The organism is Dyadobacter sp. HNCC25DJ187 (assembly GCF_056895255.1).
The window spans coordinates 1,337,025-1,358,270 of sequence record NZ_JBXHAT010000001.1; the positions used below are offsets into that span (position 1 = coordinate 1,337,025).

At 40.1% G+C, this 21,246-nt stretch carries 19 protein-coding genes; 3 read left to right on the top strand and 16 right to left on the bottom strand.

Annotated elements, in window-relative coordinates:
• Positions 1-160: 160 nt before the first annotated feature.
• From AC1XUE_RS05455 to AC1XUE_RS05525, 15 genes are all read right to left on the bottom strand, one after another.
• Entirely contained in the window at positions 161-889 is a 729-nt protein-coding gene (locus AC1XUE_RS05455; RefSeq protein ID WP_115829852.1) for a methyltransferase family protein, read from the bottom strand.
• On the bottom strand, positions 886-1,641 hold the full coding sequence (gene cmoA, locus AC1XUE_RS05460; RefSeq protein WP_483354923.1) for a carboxy-S-adenosyl-L-methionine synthase CmoA: 756 nt from the start codon (positions 1,639-1,641) through the stop codon (positions 886-888). Before cmoA ends, AC1XUE_RS05455 begins: the two co-directional genes overlap by 4 nt.
• A 573-nt stretch (positions 1,642-2,214) precedes the next feature.
• Positions 2,215-2,793 (bottom strand): DUF4833 domain-containing protein, encoded by a 579-nt coding sequence (locus AC1XUE_RS05465; RefSeq protein WP_483354924.1) that lies wholly within the window; start codon positions 2,791-2,793, stop codon positions 2,215-2,217.
• Positions 2,794-2,803: 10 nt separating this feature from the next.
• Complete coding sequence (locus tag AC1XUE_RS05470; RefSeq protein WP_483354925.1) at positions 2,804-3,715, bottom strand: PfkB family carbohydrate kinase; 912 nt, start codon at positions 3,713-3,715, stop codon at positions 2,804-2,806.
• A gap of 49 nt (positions 3,716-3,764) precedes the next feature.
• Positions 3,765-4,481, bottom strand: coding sequence for an HAD family hydrolase (locus tag AC1XUE_RS05475; protein ID WP_483354926.1), 717 nt, complete (start codon positions 4,479-4,481; stop codon positions 3,765-3,767).
• A 3-nt stretch (positions 4,482-4,484) separates the two neighbouring features.
• Entirely contained in the window at positions 4,485-5,531 is a 1,047-nt protein-coding gene (locus AC1XUE_RS05480) for a lysylphosphatidylglycerol synthase transmembrane domain-containing protein (RefSeq protein ID WP_483354927.1), read from the bottom strand.
• Positions 5,521-6,486 (bottom strand): CDP-alcohol phosphatidyltransferase family protein, encoded by a 966-nt coding sequence (locus tag AC1XUE_RS05485; protein ID WP_483354928.1) that lies wholly within the window; start codon positions 6,484-6,486, stop codon positions 5,521-5,523. Before AC1XUE_RS05485 ends, AC1XUE_RS05480 begins: the two co-directional genes overlap by 11 nt.
• Before the next feature lie 5 nt (positions 6,487-6,491).
• Entirely contained in the window at positions 6,492-7,355 is an 864-nt protein-coding gene (locus AC1XUE_RS05490) for a hypothetical protein (protein WP_483354929.1), read from the bottom strand.
• 110 nt (positions 7,356-7,465) lie between these two features.
• Positions 7,466-8,179 (bottom strand): nucleotidyltransferase family protein, encoded by a 714-nt coding sequence (locus AC1XUE_RS05495; protein ID WP_483354930.1) that lies wholly within the window; start codon positions 8,177-8,179, stop codon positions 7,466-7,468.
• A gap of 62 nt (positions 8,180-8,241) precedes the next feature.
• Entirely contained in the window at positions 8,242-10,800 is a 2,559-nt protein-coding gene (locus AC1XUE_RS05500) for a DUF5686 and carboxypeptidase-like regulatory domain-containing protein (RefSeq protein ID WP_483354931.1), read from the bottom strand.
• 101 nt (positions 10,801-10,901) lie between these two features.
• Positions 10,902-11,927 (bottom strand): NAD-dependent epimerase/dehydratase family protein, encoded by a 1,026-nt coding sequence (locus AC1XUE_RS05505; protein WP_483354932.1) that lies wholly within the window; start codon positions 11,925-11,927, stop codon positions 10,902-10,904.
• Positions 11,924-13,045 (bottom strand): hypothetical protein, encoded by a 1,122-nt coding sequence (locus AC1XUE_RS05510; protein ID WP_483354933.1) that lies wholly within the window; start codon positions 13,043-13,045, stop codon positions 11,924-11,926. The genes AC1XUE_RS05505 and AC1XUE_RS05510 overlap by 4 nt, the downstream gene beginning before the upstream one ends.
• Positions 13,042-14,247, bottom strand: coding sequence for a serine palmitoyltransferase (gene spt, locus AC1XUE_RS05515; RefSeq protein WP_483354934.1), 1,206 nt, complete (start codon positions 14,245-14,247; stop codon positions 13,042-13,044). The genes AC1XUE_RS05510 and spt overlap by 4 nt, the downstream gene beginning before the upstream one ends.
• Positions 14,248-14,373: 126 nt before the next feature.
• A complete protein-coding gene (locus AC1XUE_RS05520; protein ID WP_483354935.1) occupies positions 14,374-14,988 on the bottom strand; it encodes a TetR/AcrR family transcriptional regulator in 615 nt (204 codons plus the stop codon).
• A gap of 486 nt (positions 14,989-15,474) precedes the next feature.
• Positions 15,475-16,947 carry a T9SS type A sorting domain-containing protein gene (locus AC1XUE_RS05525; protein ID WP_483354936.1) on the bottom strand — a complete coding sequence of 491 codons (1,473 nt, stop codon included), beginning with the start codon at positions 16,945-16,947 and terminating at the stop codon, positions 15,475-15,477.
• 752 nt (positions 16,948-17,699) lie between these two features.
• Between AC1XUE_RS05525 and AC1XUE_RS05530 the strand changes: the two genes are divergently transcribed.
• Positions 17,700-18,320 carry a response regulator gene (locus AC1XUE_RS05530; RefSeq protein WP_483354937.1) on the top strand — a complete coding sequence of 207 codons (621 nt, stop codon included), beginning with the start codon at positions 17,700-17,702 and terminating at the stop codon, positions 18,318-18,320.
• A gap of 88 nt (positions 18,321-18,408) precedes the next feature.
• Here AC1XUE_RS05530 and AC1XUE_RS05535 read toward each other — a convergent pair whose 3' ends face one another.
• Positions 18,409-19,542: a metallophosphoesterase family protein gene (locus AC1XUE_RS05535; protein WP_483354938.1), complete on the bottom strand. Its 1,134-nt coding sequence runs from the start codon at positions 19,540-19,542 to the stop codon at positions 18,409-18,411.
• A 159-nt stretch (positions 19,543-19,701) separates the two neighbouring features.
• On the opposite strand from AC1XUE_RS05535, the gene AC1XUE_RS05540 reads away from it, so the two are divergent.
• Together AC1XUE_RS05540 and AC1XUE_RS05545 are read left to right on the top strand one after the other, a co-directional pair.
• Positions 19,702-20,058: an iron chaperone gene (locus AC1XUE_RS05540; RefSeq protein ID WP_483354939.1), complete on the top strand. Its 357-nt coding sequence runs from the start codon at positions 19,702-19,704 to the stop codon at positions 20,056-20,058.
• Positions 20,059-20,548: 490 nt separating this feature from the next.
• Positions 20,549-21,196, top strand: a complete 648-nt coding sequence (locus AC1XUE_RS05545) for a LuxR C-terminal-related transcriptional regulator (RefSeq protein WP_483354940.1) — start codon at positions 20,549-20,551, stop codon at positions 21,194-21,196.
• Positions 21,197-21,246 lie beyond the last annotated feature (50 nt).

Here is a 21,246-nt window from a genome sequence, read left to right on the forward strand (position 1 = left end):
TGCTATAATTCCGTGCTGGAGTAAAACCCACTCATCTTCACGGGTATTAATACAAAAATTTATACCTAAGGTAACAATCAAAAGCATAAAAGTTCGAATATTTACAAATATTCGAACTTTTATTATACAATATTTAGTAAACGGCAAATGATCTGGATGTTCACCCCATCTGATCAGTCATTTTCCCTGACTTCTTCAGATAACGCACATAGAAATAAACTATACCCAGAATCACCAGCGCAGTCGCAAAAATATAGAGCCTCTGCTCTTCATCCGGTACTATTTGAGGATATTTAAAAAGCAAAATTGCCACGATCCCGACAAGCCAGACCATTAGCGTATTGTATTCTTTCAATAACCAGCGTTTGTAATTGAATCGCATCTGGTTCATGGTGGCACCTATCCCACCAAACCGGATCAGCCAGCGGTTAACCCGACTACAGTACTGATCAAAATCCGACCCGAATTTGTTACGCAAAAAATTCTCCTCAGCTAACACAATCGCCTGATAAATAAAGAGAAACAACGGAATGATGATACCTACATAGATCAGAGAATTCGAAAGTACTCCCACGCCCAGCAGCATCAGAATATTACCCACATACAGCGGATTACGGCAATGATTAAATATTCCTTCTGTAACGAGCTTCTCAGCATATACCTTTTTATCCCGTCCGCCCCGAATGATATACGCCAGACCAATGGTGATTCCGCGTATAATTTCTCCTGAGAAGGTGATTACCAGACCCAATATGATAGGAATCAGATAATAGTTGGGGCCAAATGCTTCTTGCGTGAACAGTGGAGCAGAGGGTAAGAAAAGCAATAAGTAAAGAAAAATGAAGAGTGTGTTCCTGTATTTGAAAAAGAAATTACCGATTGAAATCATGATTTTTTATGAGCTATCATTCCCGAAAAATTATACCATTTGAAGAAAGTTTCGCAGTCTCCGAAACCTGCTTCTTTAAGCAGTAACAGGTTCTCTGACAACTTATAGGGTATCAGTACATTTTCAAGCGCCTCCCGTTTCTGCGAAATCTCCATTTCGCTGTAATGATTTCGTCTCTTGTAATTATAGTAGTACTTTATAAAGTCACGGTTGAAAACAGTACTCTCGGCAAGCACCTTTTCTACCAGTAGCAATACACCACCCGGATTCAATCCTTCATATATATTACGAAGTAACCGTTCCCTGAATAACGGCCTGACAAACTGCATCGTAAGGCAAAGAATAACAACCGATGCATTTTTAACAGGAAGTTTCTCGTGCAAATCACCTACTACAAGATCATAAGGACGGACAAAGCCGGCTTCCTTCAATTTAGTATCACACTTATCGAGCATTTCCGTTGATTCGTCTATACCAATGAAGCGTATGTCGGATGGGATTAATTTATCCACTTCTATCATGGTTGTCCCTGTTGAGCAGCCAAGATCGTAAACAAAGCCCCCTTCTTTTACATGATCCGCAGCTATTTCGGCCAGCATCCTCTGCATTTCATTATAAAACGGTACAGACCGGCTCACCATGTCATCAAAGACGGTAACCACCTTTGTACTGAATTTGAAATCTGAAACTTTCGTAATCTCTTCATTAAAAACCAAATCCCTTCCTCCCTGTCCCACATCCTCTGTAATCATATATTGAGTAATTTAAAGTTAGGTATATTAAAATCTTTCACCCGTTCCAAATTCAATGATCGCCGGCTACTTCACCGGATTACAACAGGCTACTCAGAATAAGCGGGAAAGGTATTAAAAAAACCTTAGAATTTGTGGAACAACGAAAAATTTGAGATCTTTTGAAAATTTGAATAAATACCAAATAAACCTATCAAAACAAGTATCATAACATTGATTTAACATATAAATCGACAGACATACCAACAATTGAAACATCACTACCGTCGATATTCCTCCGCTAATTAACATACTGTCAAAGGCGCATCGAATTAACACTATTGCATTTTTCATAAAATTATATACGGATCTATACTTGCGTTACTTCCAGACTGTAGCCTAGCAATTAGACTATACCTTCCGGCTAGGAATGAGAGTACATATCTGGGTTGATATGACAAAAAACAGATTATGCTATTTAACGGAATAAAACATAAAAGGCCGGCTGCAACCATGTGCAACCGGCCTTTCGAATCACAACTTACTGATTCTTAGATTATTTATTTCAAAAACTCACTTCACAGATAGAAGGTATCAGGAAGGTTTAATACGTTGGGTTATAATTTTACCTGTAGCAATTTCAGTTCCTTTTAATTCAATATACAGAACATTTGGCGACCAGAAAGTCCCGCCATCTATACGAATAAATACACGGCTAAGAACACATTTTCTACTGCCGATATCGGCATAAACATGATATTTATTCTTGCTGTCTTTGCGTAAGTACAAGGGGAGTTTGGAATATGCCACTGATCGTAGCTCAAAATCTCCGTTACCAATTGGTTTTGAATTGATCCCATAAGCAAATTTACGCTGAAGATAATTCAAATCTTTACGCCCTCCACCCTCGGGGTAACGTATCCAAAAGGTACTGACGGGATCCTTTTCCCTTACCTGACCTTGTCCGTCCCGGTTCAGTTCATAGATTATCGTATTTGTATTGGGATCACGCTGTATGTAAAACAATAACCCCGGAACTTCACGCCCCGGAACCGGAAATGTGTCGGGATCTGCCAGATTTCCCTTTTCAATCGACGTGGCCGTATTTGTGCCTTTAAAAGAAAACAAAAACGGTAATAAACTGATAATTAATATGCTGATGATGTGTCTCATGACAATACTCCTACTTTTCTTCGGCACTCACACGCTTCATGTAAGGGGTATAAGTACCCTGATTTATAATTGATTCAACTTCTTCGACTCCGTGCAAAAATGGTCCCGACGCAGCAATATTTAAAGTCGCCATGGCAGCGCCATATTCGCCAGCCTCCTGAATGGAAGCCCCCTTGATACGTTTCATCAGGTAACCTGCCATATAGGTGTCACCGCAGCCCGTGGCATCTACAACCGCCGCCGGCTCATAGGCAGGAATTGTATGGAATATACCATGTCTGTATACAACAGATCCTTTACTTCCAAGCGTGATGATCACCTCTTTCACTCCCATGGCCGATAGGATTTTTGATCCTTCTTCTACATCTTCCGTACCTGTTACCGCCTGCATTTCAAACTCATTCGCCTTCAGATAGGTGATATATGGCAGCGCTTCCTGCTTATCCACCCAGTCACGATAGTACACTTTTTTATCTTTGACATATCTTAAAAAACCCTGTATATCCAAGGAAACTTGCCCCTTGCCAGCCAGATGTTTGATCAACGCTATGGAAATATCATCAGACAATAAAGGGCCTAGATGAAACACCTTCGCATCAATATCGGGCATTTGCGGAACATCGAATGAAGCTGCTGTGTGAAGTACATTCTGCTCACGATGATCCTGATTGTGACTGTATATATTTTCAAAATGAACCGTGAACTCACTCAGCAATGCGTACACTTCTATGTCAGATTTGCGGAGGGCATCGACAATGTAAGCCTCTTCGCTGCCCAAAGCGGTTACAAGGGTATAATTAAGATCAAAATTCTGTATAGCCTTTGAGAAGTAAAATGAAGTACCTCCCGGCATAAATTTAACAGATTGGGTGGTTACGACTTTATCAAGCGTAATGTGCCCTATGGTACAGATATCGTACATACTTATAACTGGTTTAGTCCGGCCGGTTTCGTTATTCCAGCATCACAGATTACTTATTCAACTGACTTATTACTGCCGGAACATCACTGAAATCCTTAATCTCAGCATCTGCCTGGTAGGGACCTTCGTGATTCACAGTTGTATCTTCCCAGCCTGCCACATTGATCCAAATTGCTTTACAGCCTATTGTTTTTGCTGGTACAATATCTTTCGTAAAAGAATCACCGATCACCACACATTCTTCAGGTCTCAAACCCAGTGCTTCCACACCGAGCTGATAGATTTGGGGATCAGGCTTACGCACTTTCACAACAGCCGATTCAATGATTTGCTGGAAGAAGGATTCGATCTCAAATACCTCCAGAACGCGGTTGATATTTCCGTAAAAGTTTGAAACAAGAATAACAGGATACTGGCTGGCAATCTCCTCTAGAACAGGTTTTGCTTTACCTACTGTAGTCAACGCAAAATCATTACATTCTTTTGCAATAGCTTTGATCAATTCCTTCGGCAAGTCGCTGCCATTGTCTTTCAGAAACTTAAACTGCTGCTCAATTTTTAATTCAAGCGTATCATAAAAGGAATGATCCGGCTTGATGATCGGGTTGATTGCCAGCGACCGCTCCCCAAATGAATATGCCTTGGAAAATTCTTCCTTTGTAATACCTGCTTCAAACTTCTGATAGGCATCCCATAAAACCGAGCCCCAATGCAGACCATTTGTATCTATCGTTCCGCCGTAATCTATCAATACTCCTTTTATCATAGCTTATTTATTTCCCGCAACTGAATGCGCATAACTCAATTCATTTTCTTCCGGTACTTCTACCGGGGCACTTTTTCTATTGATCAGTGCCAAACCGATCAGAATCCAGACGATCTCTCTGATACGCATAACCACACCAATGAAGATTCCGGCAGAGGCTGCCATGCCCACACTGCTGAGTGCCATAGCCAAACCTCCTTCACGCGTTCCCAGTTGCATAGGAAAGAAAAAGACCAGATTCGCAAACAAAGATGATCCGGAACTGATCACCAGTGATTCGGTCAAAGACATGGTTAATCCAATGGCTACAGCCGTGAAATAGATTTCCGCACATCCTATAACTCTCGCAATAAATTCAAGAAACAGCGACCAGTAGAATCTTGGTTTTCTGTCAGCATATAAAATCCTGATTTGATTGTCAATTTCCAACAAGGAACCAGCCTTTTCTTCGCCAAAAGCACGCGCCTTTTTCCCTACAAACGGAAGTTTTCCGAGCAGATTGATACTGCTGACAGTAAACCCTTTACGGTAAACACGAATGAACCAATAACCCAGAAGCATACTCGTGATCAACATAAATCCGCATCCCGCAAGAATCATGTTATTCACCGGAATAAAAGCCAGGATCAACAGGATTGAAACTAACCAGAACAAAACATGTGAGAACATATGCATCAGACTATAAAGCAGCACCGAGGAAGTGGCCTTATTGATTCCGAGTGTCGGTTTCAGTTCCATGATGCGGTATGGTTCTCCACCCAAGGCAACAAACGGAGTGATATAGTTGATGGCGTATCCGCTTATCGTCAATCTTAGAACAGACCAAAAAGACATATTACTTTCCGGCAGACCGGGCTCCTGAATAATAGCCTTAAATGCGTAGGCATTCAGCACGTATATCAGCAACCAGCTTCCGATAACAGGTACAAACCAAATTCCGGTTTTTTGTATATTTTCCCATATGGATTCCACCCCGATGCCATAAATCATATAGCCGAGTGTTAAAATCCCTATAAGCAGAAATACCGCCTTATATATCTTAGACCCCATATTCAGTACCAGTCGTAATTTTTTTATAAAAATGACTACTCACTTTCTCCTGTTTCAAACACATATAAATCAGGATCGGATTCAGGACAAAAATGTCAAAGAAAAAGTAGATCCAGGCCTGGTCGAGAAACAACCATAAAAATAGAAACAGAACCCTTGTATTAAACTGAATAATATTGGTATACTTCATCAAAGGTCTGTTCATAACCCGAAAGTCAGTGATCAGATTCAGAGGTAAACGTGCTTTGTATTTCTCTCTTACAACTGCCAGTAATTTTTGCAATTTGGGAGAGAAAAATTCCTGTTGTTTTGTGTAGTTCAGGTAAGTTCTTGCGACCAACTTCATCCCAAAGTTTTTCGACCATGTCAACTGATCATACTCCCGTTGTAGGTCACGACTATTATCAAGTTCACTTCCTGATGTACCCTTGATGAAGAACAAATGCACATTTCTGTAATAATCTGCCATCGCCGACTGCACTACGTGAGACGCTCCCGCCAAAACGCCAGGTATCCAGATTAATGCGGTCCAGCCTTCCTCCATGCTGCGAAGACATATGGCAATATGAATAGAAATAAACCAAAAATCTCCGGCAGCTCCGTCAAGAATACGACCAAGTCTGCTTTTGTTATTTGTTAACCGCGCCAACTGCCCGTCTGCACTATCCAATGAATTAGCAAATATCAATGACAGCATCCCAATCACATTCACCCACAAATCCTGACTATAAAACAGAATACCCGCAGCTACACCAAAAAAAATACTGATAATAGTAACCGTATTGGGTGTCATGCCAATCTTAGCACAGAACAGGGCGATCTGATAACCAATAGGCCTATAGAACCAAATGTCAATTTTCTCTTCAGTATCGTTCGATTTCAACGAACTTTCGAATGCCGAAACTTCCTGCGCCTTTACTGTTACTTCGGTATTTTCTTTAAATGTGTTATCCATCCGGATCAGTTTGAAAACTTTTGAAAAATTCTTTGTGCAATAAAAACGGCAGCTTCATCACGACAGGGAGCAAAACTCGGCCAATCATTAAGATCAATAATATGAAAAGTCCCGCCAGCCCCAACGATTGCATCTCCGCCATAGATATCTATCCCCAAGACTCTGGCCGATTCACCTGCAATTTCCTGTAGTTTCTGCTCGTCGAACGTATGATACAACGACTTTCCATTGATCGTTTCATACTCTGAATACTTATGATGATTGTTATCATAAGGATAGAACCAGAAGAAAAAGTCCGTTCCGTAAACACCATAAAATTTAACCAGATCACCGACCAGATGTTCGGATATAACAGCATCAGGAATCTCACGAAGTGCATATTCCTTTAATATCTCCTTTGCCTCCTGGCGGGAATAGGCAAAAGTTACATCCTCTTTATGAATAGCATGAAAGTCCCCCCTTTTGATCCAGAAGCCTTTTCCCGGCAAATTGTCAAACACGTCGTCCCCTGTATAATGAGTTGGCACTACATAACTCTTAGGATAGGGAATGTCATTGTTCAATAATCCATTAGTCATATTTGTCCTGAAACAATTCTCAATCCCGAAAGCAGAATTTACCACCTTCACTCCTGTCTGTTCCAGCTCCTGTAATTTCTTTACGACTTCCTTTTGGCGAGCCATGGTAAAGATCATATTGTAGGGAACATCCTGCATTTCTAAAAATTCATTCTCAAAAACAAGGTCCACCTCGCCCCCGAGTTTTTCAAGCTCATGCTTGGTCAATGAAAATATAGCATCATCATTCCCAATGTGATTAGGTGAAAATTTCTTATTCCTGGGTACGGCCAGTATTTTTCTATTATTCATAATAAACAGCTTTTGACCTTTGCAACTGCTTTGGCTCCAAGCCTTGTTATAGTCAGTATCAGATTCCTTTTATTTCTCCTATTGGCTGATGTTGATATTTCAGCGAATATCTACGCTTCTGTCGTTTCCATTAAAAAATGTTCAGCCGTTTCAATGTCCGCTACGTGATCTACGTCCACAATTTTAGAAAACGGATATGCTTTCAGCTGCATGCCACTTGTAAGTAACTGACGCTGAAAATTGCGCATACGGTTGGTTCCGTTCTCCACAGCTTCGGTTGCTACCTGCAATGCTTTACCACGAAGACAATAAATACCTCCTGAAATAAAAGGTGTATTACCCTCATTACTGTCAGTGAAAGCTGTGATGTTCAAATCCTGATCGGTCTGAACAAACAACGGACTCTCATCATCGATAAAAGTAGTGACAGCCATTAACCCATCGATTTCCTTATCAGCCTCAAAAGCTTGTATAAACTTTTTAAATTCAGCTTCTCTGAATACAGTATCCGTTGTCGTAAGACAAACAGCATTTAGCTTATCCGCATTCTTAAGCAGCTCATAAAAGCTATGAAGCGAACTGGGGGTAGTCTTTTTGGTAATTTGCAGGCTATAGTCAGAACCCAGATCGGCCAGATGGGTTTCCAGTAACACAGCCTCTTCGTTGATGATGATATAAATTGCATCAGCCTGATTGCGGGAGAAAACACCAACCAGTCGGTCAATAAGCATTTCTCCATGGAGGCTCACCATTGGCTTAGGCAAAGTAAAACCCTCCTTTGCTAATCGTGAACCTTCTCCTGCTGCTATGATTGCGTAATTCATTTGTTTTCCATATTTGATGTCAGAAATCCTTGTGAACAAACTCAGGCATTTCGGCAATGTTCTTAAAAATCGAGCCTGAACCTTGCTCTGATGCCCCACTCTGAAATATTTGGATTATTCAGATAAGAAAAGCGTTTAACAAGGTCAACTCTAAGTAATTTGAAAATATTAGCTACCCCAACACTACCTTCAATATAGGGCTCTTTGGATAGCGTATAGGATATCGGTTTTCCATCCTGATCCACAGGAAAGTGAAATACTGACGCTCCGTTCGCAGGATTGTTTTCATCTCTGAGTCCACCTATCAAACCTTTAAAACTAAATACCTCTCTTAGTTTCAACTTTTTAAGTAATGGTACTTTGTTAAACAAAAATCCATTCATATAATACTGAACATCCAGGCCTGCATAGTGATCACTTACAAATTCCAGGAAATTCATCAGGTTATAAGAATTAAGCTGATATGCATAGGTTTGGTTCGCCCTGTGAATGGTCAGTAACGGGAAAGGAATATTCTTTCCAAGTATATACCCTCCTTCTGCCGTCAGATCCATAAAACCGAATTGAGACAAATACACTCTTTTCGAAATATTAGCATTGAAATTATGATAACTTGTCTGGCCATCTAAAACACCCTTCAACCCGGCATTATATCGGACCGTAAAGATCGGGAATTTATTGATGATAGGAGTTCGGTACAATTTTCCCTGATAAAATTGTTCACCGGGCGCATAACGCAGTTCAACGTTCAACTCTGTGTTTCTCAAACGTTCAATGTTCACGACATCATCAACAGGCTTTACTGCCTCATAGCGCAGTATACCCGCGGGACTCTGTGCCCATTGTGTGAATCCCAATTTGTACGACACACGATTCTGGAATTCGCGTACATACTCTATTTTGTAAATATCATTGTAAAGCCATCTGTTATTATCTCCCCGTTTGAATGAAAGAAGGAAGTTATCTTCCTGAACGAATTGAAGATCCTGCCCCGGAATTTTGGTATCGTGCTGGTAACTTGCTCTTATATAATGCAGTGGGAAATGATAGACAGATTTGTTGTTCAGTGAATAAGTACCGCTAAAAAAATACTTCCACTTCTCATCCTTAAATCCGTATGCAGCATACGTTTCGAAAAATACTCTTTTACTTAACTCGGTAGTGGTCCGGCCACCAAACCTCAAACGTAAACCTTCCACCGGATTGAAACTGTAAAAAGTGTTTACGGGGCCGATTTCGAACTTACCAAAAGACTTATAGCCAGCCAGGAAGAGGGTCGTAATATCCATTGTTCTTCGGAAAGATGGGATCGTTTGCAATGTGTCTACATTTCTGTAGATATTCCTTTCGGATCCGGCCAATGGCATATGACGTACCTGAGCCCAGTAGTTCTCACCCTTTCTTTCCAAAGGATTAAACACAATCTGCTGTGCAGGGCCGCGGTAAAGACTATCCGCCTGCTCGTGATTAACTTCGTAATTTTTAAAATTGACCGTACGCTGTCCATATAAACCTGCTCCTTTATCGCCTAGCGCAAATTCCATCCCCAATGTGGTTTTGCTTAGGTGATAGCGCCCATCCGTACTTTTATCAAATTCCAGATGTGCTTCCAGATCCCTCATAAAGTTGAGGTTGATATCTTTATTGACAGTCAGATAGGCGTTCTGTACTGCATAGTTACCATCGAGTGTGATAAATAGCCTTCCCTCGAAAAGCATATCCGTTTTATTACGGGGTACAAATCCAAGTTCGATAAGCCACGGTTCCTGGGTTTTAACTGTATCTCTGATAAAAAACTTGTAAAATGTCGGCGATGTGTTTGCAATAGGGCTTAGCAGTAAATTCGTAGCAATGGATACGTCATTTTTATAAATATCAATGTCTTCATACAACCGGTTAAAATAGGCACTCAAACCATCATTATCAACGAATTTACTGTCAAACTCTGCGCGACGGTTGGCCTTCACCCATTGTTTTTTGGTATAAGGATTTTTGCGAAAATATACCTGAGACAGCTTTTCTTCCATGTATGCCGGCAACATATTTTTACCACCGATGGCCGCCGAATCCTGATCATTGAACAAAAACTGATAGTTCTTGAATACCTTTCTGTCTTTAAACTTATCAGACAGATTACTTAATGCAAACGACATTTTCTCATACTGCTCGTACTCTACGAAGTCGTAGTTCGCCATTTGATTCTTGTCCTTATTGGCGATTACCTGGCGAATAAGCTGGACAGCAGGATTATCTTTGTTACGGTATTTGGCTTTGCCTTTTACAGTAATCTCCTTAAGCATAGAAGCATCTACACGCATCTTAATATTCTGCACCTGATTTGTGCTCTGTGGTATTGTTCTCTCCACGCTTACATAACCTACATAAGTAAACCGGATCTTTAAATTGGGAGCGGTTAAGGTCATGGCATATTTTCCGTCCACATCTGAAGTTGTTCCCATAGTTGTTCCGGGAATAATGATGTTCACATAAGGTAATGTTTCACCGGTCTTTTCGTCAGTGATCACTCCTTTTACAGTAGTCGACTGCGCTGAGGCATCTGCCATTCCTATCAATAGTATTGATAGGGAGAGCACCCATTTTATATAAAATTGCTTAAACATGGCGTAAGCTGGATAATTTCTTTTTTTTATTTTTCAAAGCACTTCCTTCCGGAGCAGTTTTGAAAACTGCTCCGCTCACATAATCTCAGATCTGTTTTATGCTATAACCACTGGTGTTCCCTGTACCAGTTCAGTGTTTGATGTACACCTTTTTCAAGTTCGAATTGCGGCTTATAGCCCAATTTTACTTTTGCTTTTTCAATGGAACAGTTCCAGTTTTCAGCTGTAAGTTCTCCAATCTTTTCCCTGTTGAGTACAGGGGTATTACGGGAAAAGGTTGAGCATATTTCGAGTAGTTCTGCGGTAAGTTTTATTACTCCTACAGGCACATGAATCCTGATGAGTTTATTATTGCTAAAATTCCTGAACAAATCGGCCAATTGGTACCGGTTGTATGCCCTGCCGTCGGATATATTGTAAACGGTATGGTTCACGTCAGTCTCATGTAGTGCAGCCATCGTAGCTGCCACCAGATCATTTACATATACAAAACTCAGCTGCTGCGGCTTTTTGCCTATATATAGATCAAGACCTTTACTTAATGTCTTAAACAAGATATAAATATCCTTTTCCCCTGGACCATAAACTGCTGTTGGTCTGATCGTTGTAAGCGCAAGCTTTGTCAGCTCTGCCAGATAACTTTCTGCAAGCAACTTACTTTTACCGTAAGATGTTACAGGTCTCGGTTCGGTATATTCGTCAATTGGTATAGGTGAATCATATGGTAGAGGACCAAGTGCTGCCAGGCTGCTCACGAAAACAAATCGCTTCAGAGGTAATTCCGCCTCCAGAGCTGCCTGAGCAAGCCGGAGGGTATAGCTGGCATTGATCTCGATATATATCCCTGTTTCCTTGGCGCGGGTCACGCCTGCTGCATGAATAACATGACTGTAAGCACCATTTTTGAATAAAGGGATGAGTGCCTGTTTCGAGCTAAAATCCGGATATACAAACAACAACTTTCCTGTTTTTCTCTCCTCTGCCTGTTGGCCTAATGCCTTCAGTTCCGCTATGTTGCTTGACTCCCTCACCGCAGCATGCACCTCAAACCCCTCTTTCAATGCTGCCTTTACAAGATGCTGGCCTATGAAGCCACTTGCTCCGGTAATTAAAACCCTGTTAATCATAATGCTTTTTCATACAGCCTGTAACGCTTGTAAAGCTTTCCATTGATTTGCTCAATTGCGTGATTCATCAGATAGTTATCTTCAAGCATCCAGGAACACTCTCCTCCCGTAATACGTGTACCATATGTATTCTTAATAATACTTCCGTACAAGCAAGCTTCTATACCCATTTTGCGATATTCTTCCAAAATACCCAGGGTCAATACACGTATGCGGGTGATCTTACTTTTATTGAGTAACAGTTTAAAAATGCCCGTAGGCAAAAGCCTGCCTCTCTTAATTTTTATCTGTATCTGATTTATATCCGGAACACCCAGTGTCCAGCCGATTAATTCTCCGTCTTTCTCTGCTACCAGGCAAAATCGTGGATCAACAATCATTTTAAGATCTTTAGCCAGGTATTCAAACTCGCTGTCGGTTGCCGGAACAAATCCCAGGTTTTTATCCCAGGCGGCATTATATACCTCTCGAATTTTTTTTGCCTCATTCTTAAAATCCTTCATATTAACCTGCCTGATCGTAATACCGCTTCTTTTCAGTCTTGTCTGTAACACTTCCAGTAACCTCACCGACCGATCATTCGATTCATTTACGTTCAACTCATATGCAAGCAAGTCTGTCTTTTTAGCCAGCCTATTATTCAGTAATAGCGTTTCATAATAAGGTGCATTATAAGGCATCATGGCCATCGGCGGAAGGTCAAATCCCTCAACCAAGAGTCCGCATGTGTCATTGGTAGATAAGTTAATAGGCCCTACAATCGTATCGGCTCCCTGTTGTTTGACCCATTCAGTTGCTGTATTGATCAATGTATTGGCTACTTCCTGATCATTTATACAATCAAAAAAACCAAAAAACCCGTCCTTTCTTCCTGTGAATTGATTATGGTTACGATTCAGAATTGCTGCAATTCGTCCTACGATACGATCTCCATTATACGCCAGAAAAGGCTGCGCTTTGGAATGTTCGTAAAACGGATGTTTGCCCGGCGTCAATAAGTCCTTTTGCGCAATGAAAAGTTCGGGAACGTAATTCGGATCACCCGCATAAAGGTCATGAGGGAAATCTATAAAACGCCCAAGTTCCTTACTTGTCGTTACGGGCTGGATGCGAATCATATTCTTGCTATTACAGGTTCAGAAAATAATTCGCGGTAAATTTTTGCCATTTTGTCGATAGCTTCTTCAATCTGACTGAAGGTATGCGTTGCCATCAGCGAGAATCGGATCAGTGTCTCATCCGTTGGCACTGCAGGAGATACAACCGGATTCACAAAAACACCAGCTTCCAGAAGAAGTTTTGTCATCATAAAAGTCTTGTCATTATCCCGGATGTAGATGGGCAGAATCGGACTTTCCGTATTTCCCAGATCAAAGCCGTTTACAAGAAGCAGTTCCTTCGCATAACGTGTATTGGCCCACAAGCGCTCCATATGGAAAGGCTCATTTTCGATAATTTCCAAAGCAGCAAGTGTACTTCCCACGCTTGCCGGAGTCATACTTGCGCTAAAAATAAGCGCTCTTGCACGGTGTTTGATATAATCAATCGTAGCCTGATCACTAGCAATAAATCCGCCCAGAGAAGCAAACGACTTACTGAACGTTCCCATGATGAGATCTATAGAATCGGACAGTCCGAAATGAGAGGCTGTACCTGCACCATTCTTTCCGATAACTCCCAATCCATGCGCATCGTCTACAAGCACAGACGCTCCGTATTCCACAGCGATCTCGTTCAACTCCGGAAGTTTCACGATATCTCCTTCCATGCTGAAAATACCATCTGTCACAATGAGCTTTACAGCATCCTCAGGTAACAGGTTAATCTTTTTACGAAGATCAGCCATGTCGTTGTGCTTGTATTTCACAACTTTTGAAAATGACAACCGACTGCCATCTATAATGGACGCATGGTCTCTTTCATCAAGAATAAGATAATCATTACGGCCGGTCAGACAGGAAATAGCACCCAGATTTGCCTGATATCCCGTACTGAATAGAACTGCAGATTCCTTACCCGTAAATTTGGCAAGACGGTTCTCCAACTGCTCATGAATGTCCAAAGTACCATTCAAAAAACGCGAGCCAGCACAGCCACTGCCATATTTCTCAACTGCCTTCTGAGCAGACTCAATAACATACGGATGCGTAGTAAGCCCCAGATAAGAGTTGGAGCCAAACATCAGAACCGGCTTTCCACCAATTAAAACCTCGGTATCCTGTGCCGACTGAATGGGTCGAAAGTAAGGATAAACCCCTTTCTCTCTGGCATATGCCGCTTCCTTAAATTCAGCGACTCTTTTATGTAATTTACTTCTCATATTTGTAACTGGTGTCTAAAATGGGGAAATCATTTTGATGCAACCTCCCTCACCTGTAAATATTCGTTCCCGACTTAATATTTTACAAAAAAAACAAATTGTGTTAACAATCTCTTCATCTTTCTGTCAGGAACTTCGGAAAAGATAATTTGTTACCATTCCGATCACGTGATTTTTATGCGTTTCCGTGAATTTATCAAAATCTTCCTCTGATAACCCGTACATCTTCCGGTGCATATTTTTACCTACAAATACGAACTGAAGGCTACCAATAATAATCGGCATAAGATGCTCAACTTCAATATCCCTCATCTGGCCCGCCTTCTTTGCATCTTCCATCTGTTTTATCAGAATACCTTTCAGCAATTCCTTATATTTTGATAGCTCGGGCAGCAAATTCTCACAATCTCTGTGAATTTCGGTCATGATGAACAGTACCAAAGTTGGCTCTTCCTTCATCATCCTGTAATCCTCTTCAATGATCTCGATAATCTTTTCTTCCAGACCAATCGGCTTTTCCAGAATTTTGATCGTATTGGTACAGTACAATTGAAACAAATCTCTGAAAACCTCAATAAATAGCTTCTCCTTACTCCTAAAGTAGTAATTCGTAAGCGCAATGTTCATACCTGCCGCATCCGCAATATCCCTCGCCGTAGTACCCGCAAAACCTTTCTTTAAAAAGACGGACTTAGCAGCCTCCTTTAATTTTTCCTCACTGGATAAGTTGATACACTTCACAATGCTAATTGATGTTGTTGGGAACAAAGGTCGTTCATGATTTTGGATTCTCCAACAGATTGAAATAGAAATTTTAAACAACCATTTAAAATCTTTGTTTAAAATACTTTCATCTTAGAATTGTTATATTTAATTCAGAGTGAAAATTTATAGAACACTTGTTCACTGGGTTAGATTGTTAATTCATAATTAATATTAAACTCAAACCTTATATACCACTGGCTTGGGAGCCAATAGGCTACTACAACTCAATACAACCTAATAAACAACTACTAATGAATACATTACCAACAATACCAACGTACTTAATCTATTATAATCTCACCCAGCAACACAGGTAAATACTTCAGAGTGGCTCTACTCAAATCCACTGTGAATAAATAAAGCGGATGAACGAAAATTTAAATTCCCGGATAAACAAAAAAAGTGATTGCCATGTGACAATCACTTTTTCAATAGTAATGCGTTTTTTGTTTCTCTGTGGTTTTATCTGGCAATTACAATACGGTGTGTATAGTGTGATCCGTCATTACTTTTCACACGGACCAGATAAGTACCTGTACGCAGTCCTTTTACATCTACACCCTTATTGGCTGCAACATCATTACTAAGGGAGACAATCTTACCGTTATTGCTGAATATAGCAACTTCTTTCACCAGTGGCTGACCTTCTTCCTGCACAAACAATTCTTGAGCAACAGGGTTAGGAAAAAGGTTCAATTGTATATTACCACCTTCACGCTGTACCCCAACTATTTTGCTGTAAGCAAAAGAGCCATCCAAGTCTATCATTTTAAGACGATAATAACTCTTTCCTGCAAGCGGAGACAAATCTGTGAACTTGTAAGTTGTTAACTTATCACTGTTTTGCGAAGCAGCTTCCGTTCCCGCAAGTTGCCATTTTTTCGCATCTGCGCTTTTTTCGATTTCAAATTTTTCACTGTTAACCTCAGCTGTTGTGCTCCAGATAACATCCACCGAATTAAGCTTTCCTTCTGTTTCAGCTTTGGCTAAGAAAGATGTCAATGTTACAGGAAGTGGGTTTTTCGCATATGTATACGTAAGACATACTCCGGCCATTGCTTCTGTTGCAACCTGAAAAGTAGAATTACCGCTGGTACTTGTCGTACTGGTAAAAGCAGTAGCTCTTACAGCAAAATTAACAGATCCTGTCCCTGTGTATATAGATGAAGGTGAGGAATAATTATTTTCAAAATACTTAGCTGAGGAAATATTATAGTAAGACAGTTCCTGGCCAGCAGCAAGTACTAACTTTTCATCATCAAACGGACCGGCAAAGCCTTTTGCTGATTCCAATATATTTCTTGGCGTGTTTGAAGGACCTGAAATTTGCACCTGAGCACCAACGTCTAATTTGGAGTAAGTTGCACCTGTACTTTCTGCCGTTATTGTTATTTTAGGGTTTTTTACTGCTGCCGATTGAAAAACGGAAACTGATTGCAACGTAACACCAGAAGTAGCCACGGGTTTAGCAACTATAATATTCCCATTCCAGTCCGTAGCTTGCAAAAAGGATACATTGCAATTGGTAATTGCATTTTCACGTCTCGTCAGGACAAAGTCGGAAATAGGATTGACACCAGCAGTCGCTGTCAAACTTGAAGACGGGTTTCCTGCAGACGATGTAAAACCTGCATTCGGATATTCATAGCTAACCTGGTAAGCTACTCCCGCATACCCTGAAAGACTAAAATTCCCATCAGCATCCGTAATTGCATAGGACACCGGCTCGGGAACATCACCATCGACACGAGACAAAATGGCTATGATACCAGCTGACCCCTGGGCCGAACCACCTACAACTACCTTACCAGCTATAGTAGCATTATGAGCAGAGCCATGGTTGGGCGCCGGAAGAATAGGTAGCGTCTGCGCAGATACAATATTATGAACTCCGAGAGATACTACAACTTGAAAAATTGCTAAAAGTTTCTTCATTACACTTACTCAATTAAATTGTTGATTAGTAATTATTTGATATAAATTCCATAATAATCACGTTGTAATTCGACGTGACCTTAAAACACAAAGAGCAACCCAAAACCATATCCAGATTTAATTTTTTCAATAAATAATATCCTACATTATAAAGCGTAAGAGAAAAATATCGAATAGAAAAAATTCAATTTCCGGGTTATCTTAACGGTTCAAAAGTAGGACATTCCACCGATAGCAACAACCAAAATACCCTGCAAATCAACCAATTGGGAATATATCTGCATTTACATCAAATCTATTCTACTTTGTAAGTAATAGTATTCTTACTATATAGCGGACACAATAGCAATAGAATAAACGCTGGAAAATATTTATAACTTTTTAAATACACATCCTATTTAAAAAGCCGTACTTTTGAAAAAGACTATACACCGTAAGATAGTTACGTGCTAATTTTTTTCACCAAGACCATTGCGTCATACTATCGTACCTAGATGAGGTTATCAATGATAGGAACTTTGTTTATTTATATCTTTTAGATAAATAAATTCATCTCTTCCGTCGTCAAAATTCTATAGATTAACGGTTGTATTTCTATGGAAAAATTTGATTAAAAATCAGAACTTTGATGTTCGCTACACACACTCATCAGAATTATACGCTATCCCTTCTTCAATAGGGACAGATACAGCAGTACTGCAATTAAATGCGGCACTGCTGGCATACCTTAACTTCCACTGATTGAATTTATAATGAACGTATTAATTGTTGAGGATCACCCTTTATTCATTATCGGTACAACGCTAACGATAAAGGATATTAGCCCCGAAGCTACAATTCAAACCGCTATTACATTTCCGGATGCATTAGTTCTGCTCGAGAAAGAAAAATTCGATATTATTGTTCTGGACATTGACTTACCTGGTGGAGAGAACCTGAAAATGATGGATATGATCCGAAAGATATCCCCAAAGGTCCATATCCTTATACATTCAGCTTTTGACGAACATTTGTATGCAATGCCATACCTGCAGGCAGGTGCAGATGGTTTCGTTTCCAAAAAAGCGACTCCCGAAGAATTTAAGGATGCTGTAAATACCATAAGGAATGGCAAAAAATACCTAAGCTATGAAATACAGCAGACTTTAATCTCTAACATCGGGGAGCCAAAGCAAACTAACCAACTGACGCCTAGCGAATTACAGGTAATGCAATTACTGATCGAAGGGAAATGGACAAAGGAAATTGCTCATGTCCTCAATCTGAAGCAAAACACCATCAGTACTTACAAAAGAAGAATATTTGATAAACTTAATGTCAGAGACTCCATAGAACTTGCTAAGAAAATGGCTCTTTCCAGTAAAAATCAATAGTCCGGTGCCTCACAAGAGCTGGTTACTTATCGCTACCGCAAAACGGTAACCTATAAATAACCAGCTTTACAGGACTCTGCAGCAATACTTAACCCTTTACGGACCTGATAGATATGCTATTCCGGTCAAACAAAGTCGCCGGAGCAAAGTCTTCCGTAATCATTTCGTGAGGAATTGTGTAATATTCGGTAACAAGCTCCACTGCTTCTGACTTTTTGGATAGTGTCACCTTAAGAAATCCATGTTTAGTATCACAGAAATTCCTGAGTTCTACTCCTTCGAATAGCGGATTCTCCGAAGTGAAACGATCATCTGATTGTTCTGCAACAGCATGAAGCTCATCATAACCTCCGGCCCCTGCAACGATAAACGGAACCTGTACACCATCGTCATATTTCTTATTGAACCTTTGGTAGTTGTGAACATGCCCGCTAAATACAATATCAGGTCTTACTCCGGTTCTTCTATATGTTCTTTCAAAAAATTCAATCATAGGTATACTCGACCCATGATTAATATCTGCTGAATAAGGAGCATGGTGAATACAAACAATCAGGGCTTTATCAGGATGCTCAGAAACCGTCCATTCCAATTGTTCAATAAACCACTTCTCCTGCTCTGTTGTGATAGACCCATACTTAGTAACATTTCCATACAGCCCTATAATATTGGCAAGAGGTGTTTCCAAAACCCAATACATATTGGGCTGAACCATACTCTGCCGCTTACTACCGCCACTAAACTCAATTGCACCTGCTTCCGTTGAACAAAATACCTGCATAAATCCTGAAAGACTTGTATACGGAACAGGATTAGCAGGATTTACATCACTGTCATGATTGCCCGGTATAGCGAATATTGGTGCAGGATAATTCTGATACGGACCAAAGAATTGCTTTTCAAACCTCTCTAATTCACCATGATTGTATACTACGTCTCCAAGATGATAGAGAAACGCAGGTTTATCTGCACGGGTGAATTGATCCTCCAGCTGACTGGCAACAAGCTTCTGAAAATCGGGGCTTCTTAGGCTACCTGTATCACCAACCATGTGAAAAACCAGTGTATCTGTAACATCCTCAGAAATTACTTTTTCCAGATTCAAATGATAAGGATATTCACCTGTAGGTGCAGGGAGATTTTGAAACTTAAAAGAGTCGTCCGGTTGATCTTCCTTGATCACCGGCGTAGTGTACTTTTGATTTGCAACTGAAAACGTCATCCTCAAAAATACAAAAACTGTATGAAGCCGTGATTAATTACAACATCGAATACATGATAAAATTCCACCTCATCAAATTAAATTATAATATAACAATATTTTCAATAATCTTACAAAGCAAAAAAAACCTTTTCAACAAGACTGAACGCATGCATCACTATGATTGCTACAAACAAACCTACAACGATTGGAGAGTATATCACAAGCTTTCCTCATGAGATTCAGCAACGTCTCCAGCAGATTCGATCGGTTATAAAAGGAATTGTTCCGGAAGCTAAAGAAACTATTAAATATGGAATGCCCACTTTTGTATGGAACGGTAATCTCGTTCACTTTACTGCATTTAAAAACCACATTGGCTTCTACCCGGCTCCTGTAAATCCTGCTGACATCGGGATGGATTTCACAGGTTACAAAACTGGCAAAGGATCCATTCAACTTCCACACGACCAACCATTACCACTACATATCATCAAAGCTATCACCGAATGGCGCGTCAATGAGTTGGCGAAGTGATTAGTATCTTGATCTGCTTCATAGTTTAATTCAACTTGAACAATATATTTATACAACTAAATCTATTAATTTTCACATTGATATAACTTGTAACCGCTGTCTTAAAAAATTATACGTATATTGTCTAGGCACATTAAATTTTATCCGCTACATTTGAAGATATACCTGCTTTTTTAGGCTTTAACAAAAGTTTAGTGTAAAAACTGCATCCCTCAACTATATAAAATTTCGCAATGCCACAACTCAACGGAGAATTTCGGATATCCTACCTTTTTTCACAAAGTACAAGCAAGCTTCTCAGAAAGCATTATTTATATACACAGCGGCTTTAATCTAAATACATGTATACCTGCTGAGAAATCTCTCGACAGCGTATTACCGTTGTTTGATCTAATACTGAATCTGATTACACATAAGATCCTACTTGGGTGTTTGTCGTGTATGACTGCTTTGCTATCCACTACCAGAATTAATCCATTACCCCATCCACATGTTACGTATTGCCATCATCGATGATCATTTTATCTACCGAAAAGGGCTAAATCATATTATTGATAACAATTTCCCAAAATCTGAGGTGATCGAAAGGAATGCCGATGAGGGTACAGAAACCGCCCTGGTCCATTTCAATCCGAATGTTATCATAATGAGCATGGATAATATTCATGAAAGAGAAGGCTTTATGCTTGCCAGCAAGTACAAATCACTTTTCCCTAATACCTTCCTGATTATTTATGAAGAAAATGCCAATTACAATAAAGCGTTAAAAGGGTTACGAGCAAAGATTGATGGCTATCTGGACAAAAATTGTGAAGAAGACGAATTTATAAAATGTATTAAAACGGTCCTGGAAGGTAAAAACTACCTTTGTAAATCGGTTCAGCAGCACATCATTGAGCAGGTGATTCAGAGAAAAATTCCTCTGAAAACACCAGGGGCACTTTCCCTTCGTGAATCCGAAATTGCAAAACTTATCAGTGACGGAGAAAGAACCTCCGGAATCGCCTTGATTCTGGGGCTTAAATCGTCTACGGTAAGCACTGTAAAAGCTACTGTATTTGCCAAACTTGGCGTTAACAACGTAGTGGAATTAAGATCAAAAATGGCTCAGCTACTGGAACAACAAAACTCTTTATAAAACATTGACAAACAATATATTATTAATAATCTACTTAAAAAAAGCAACGA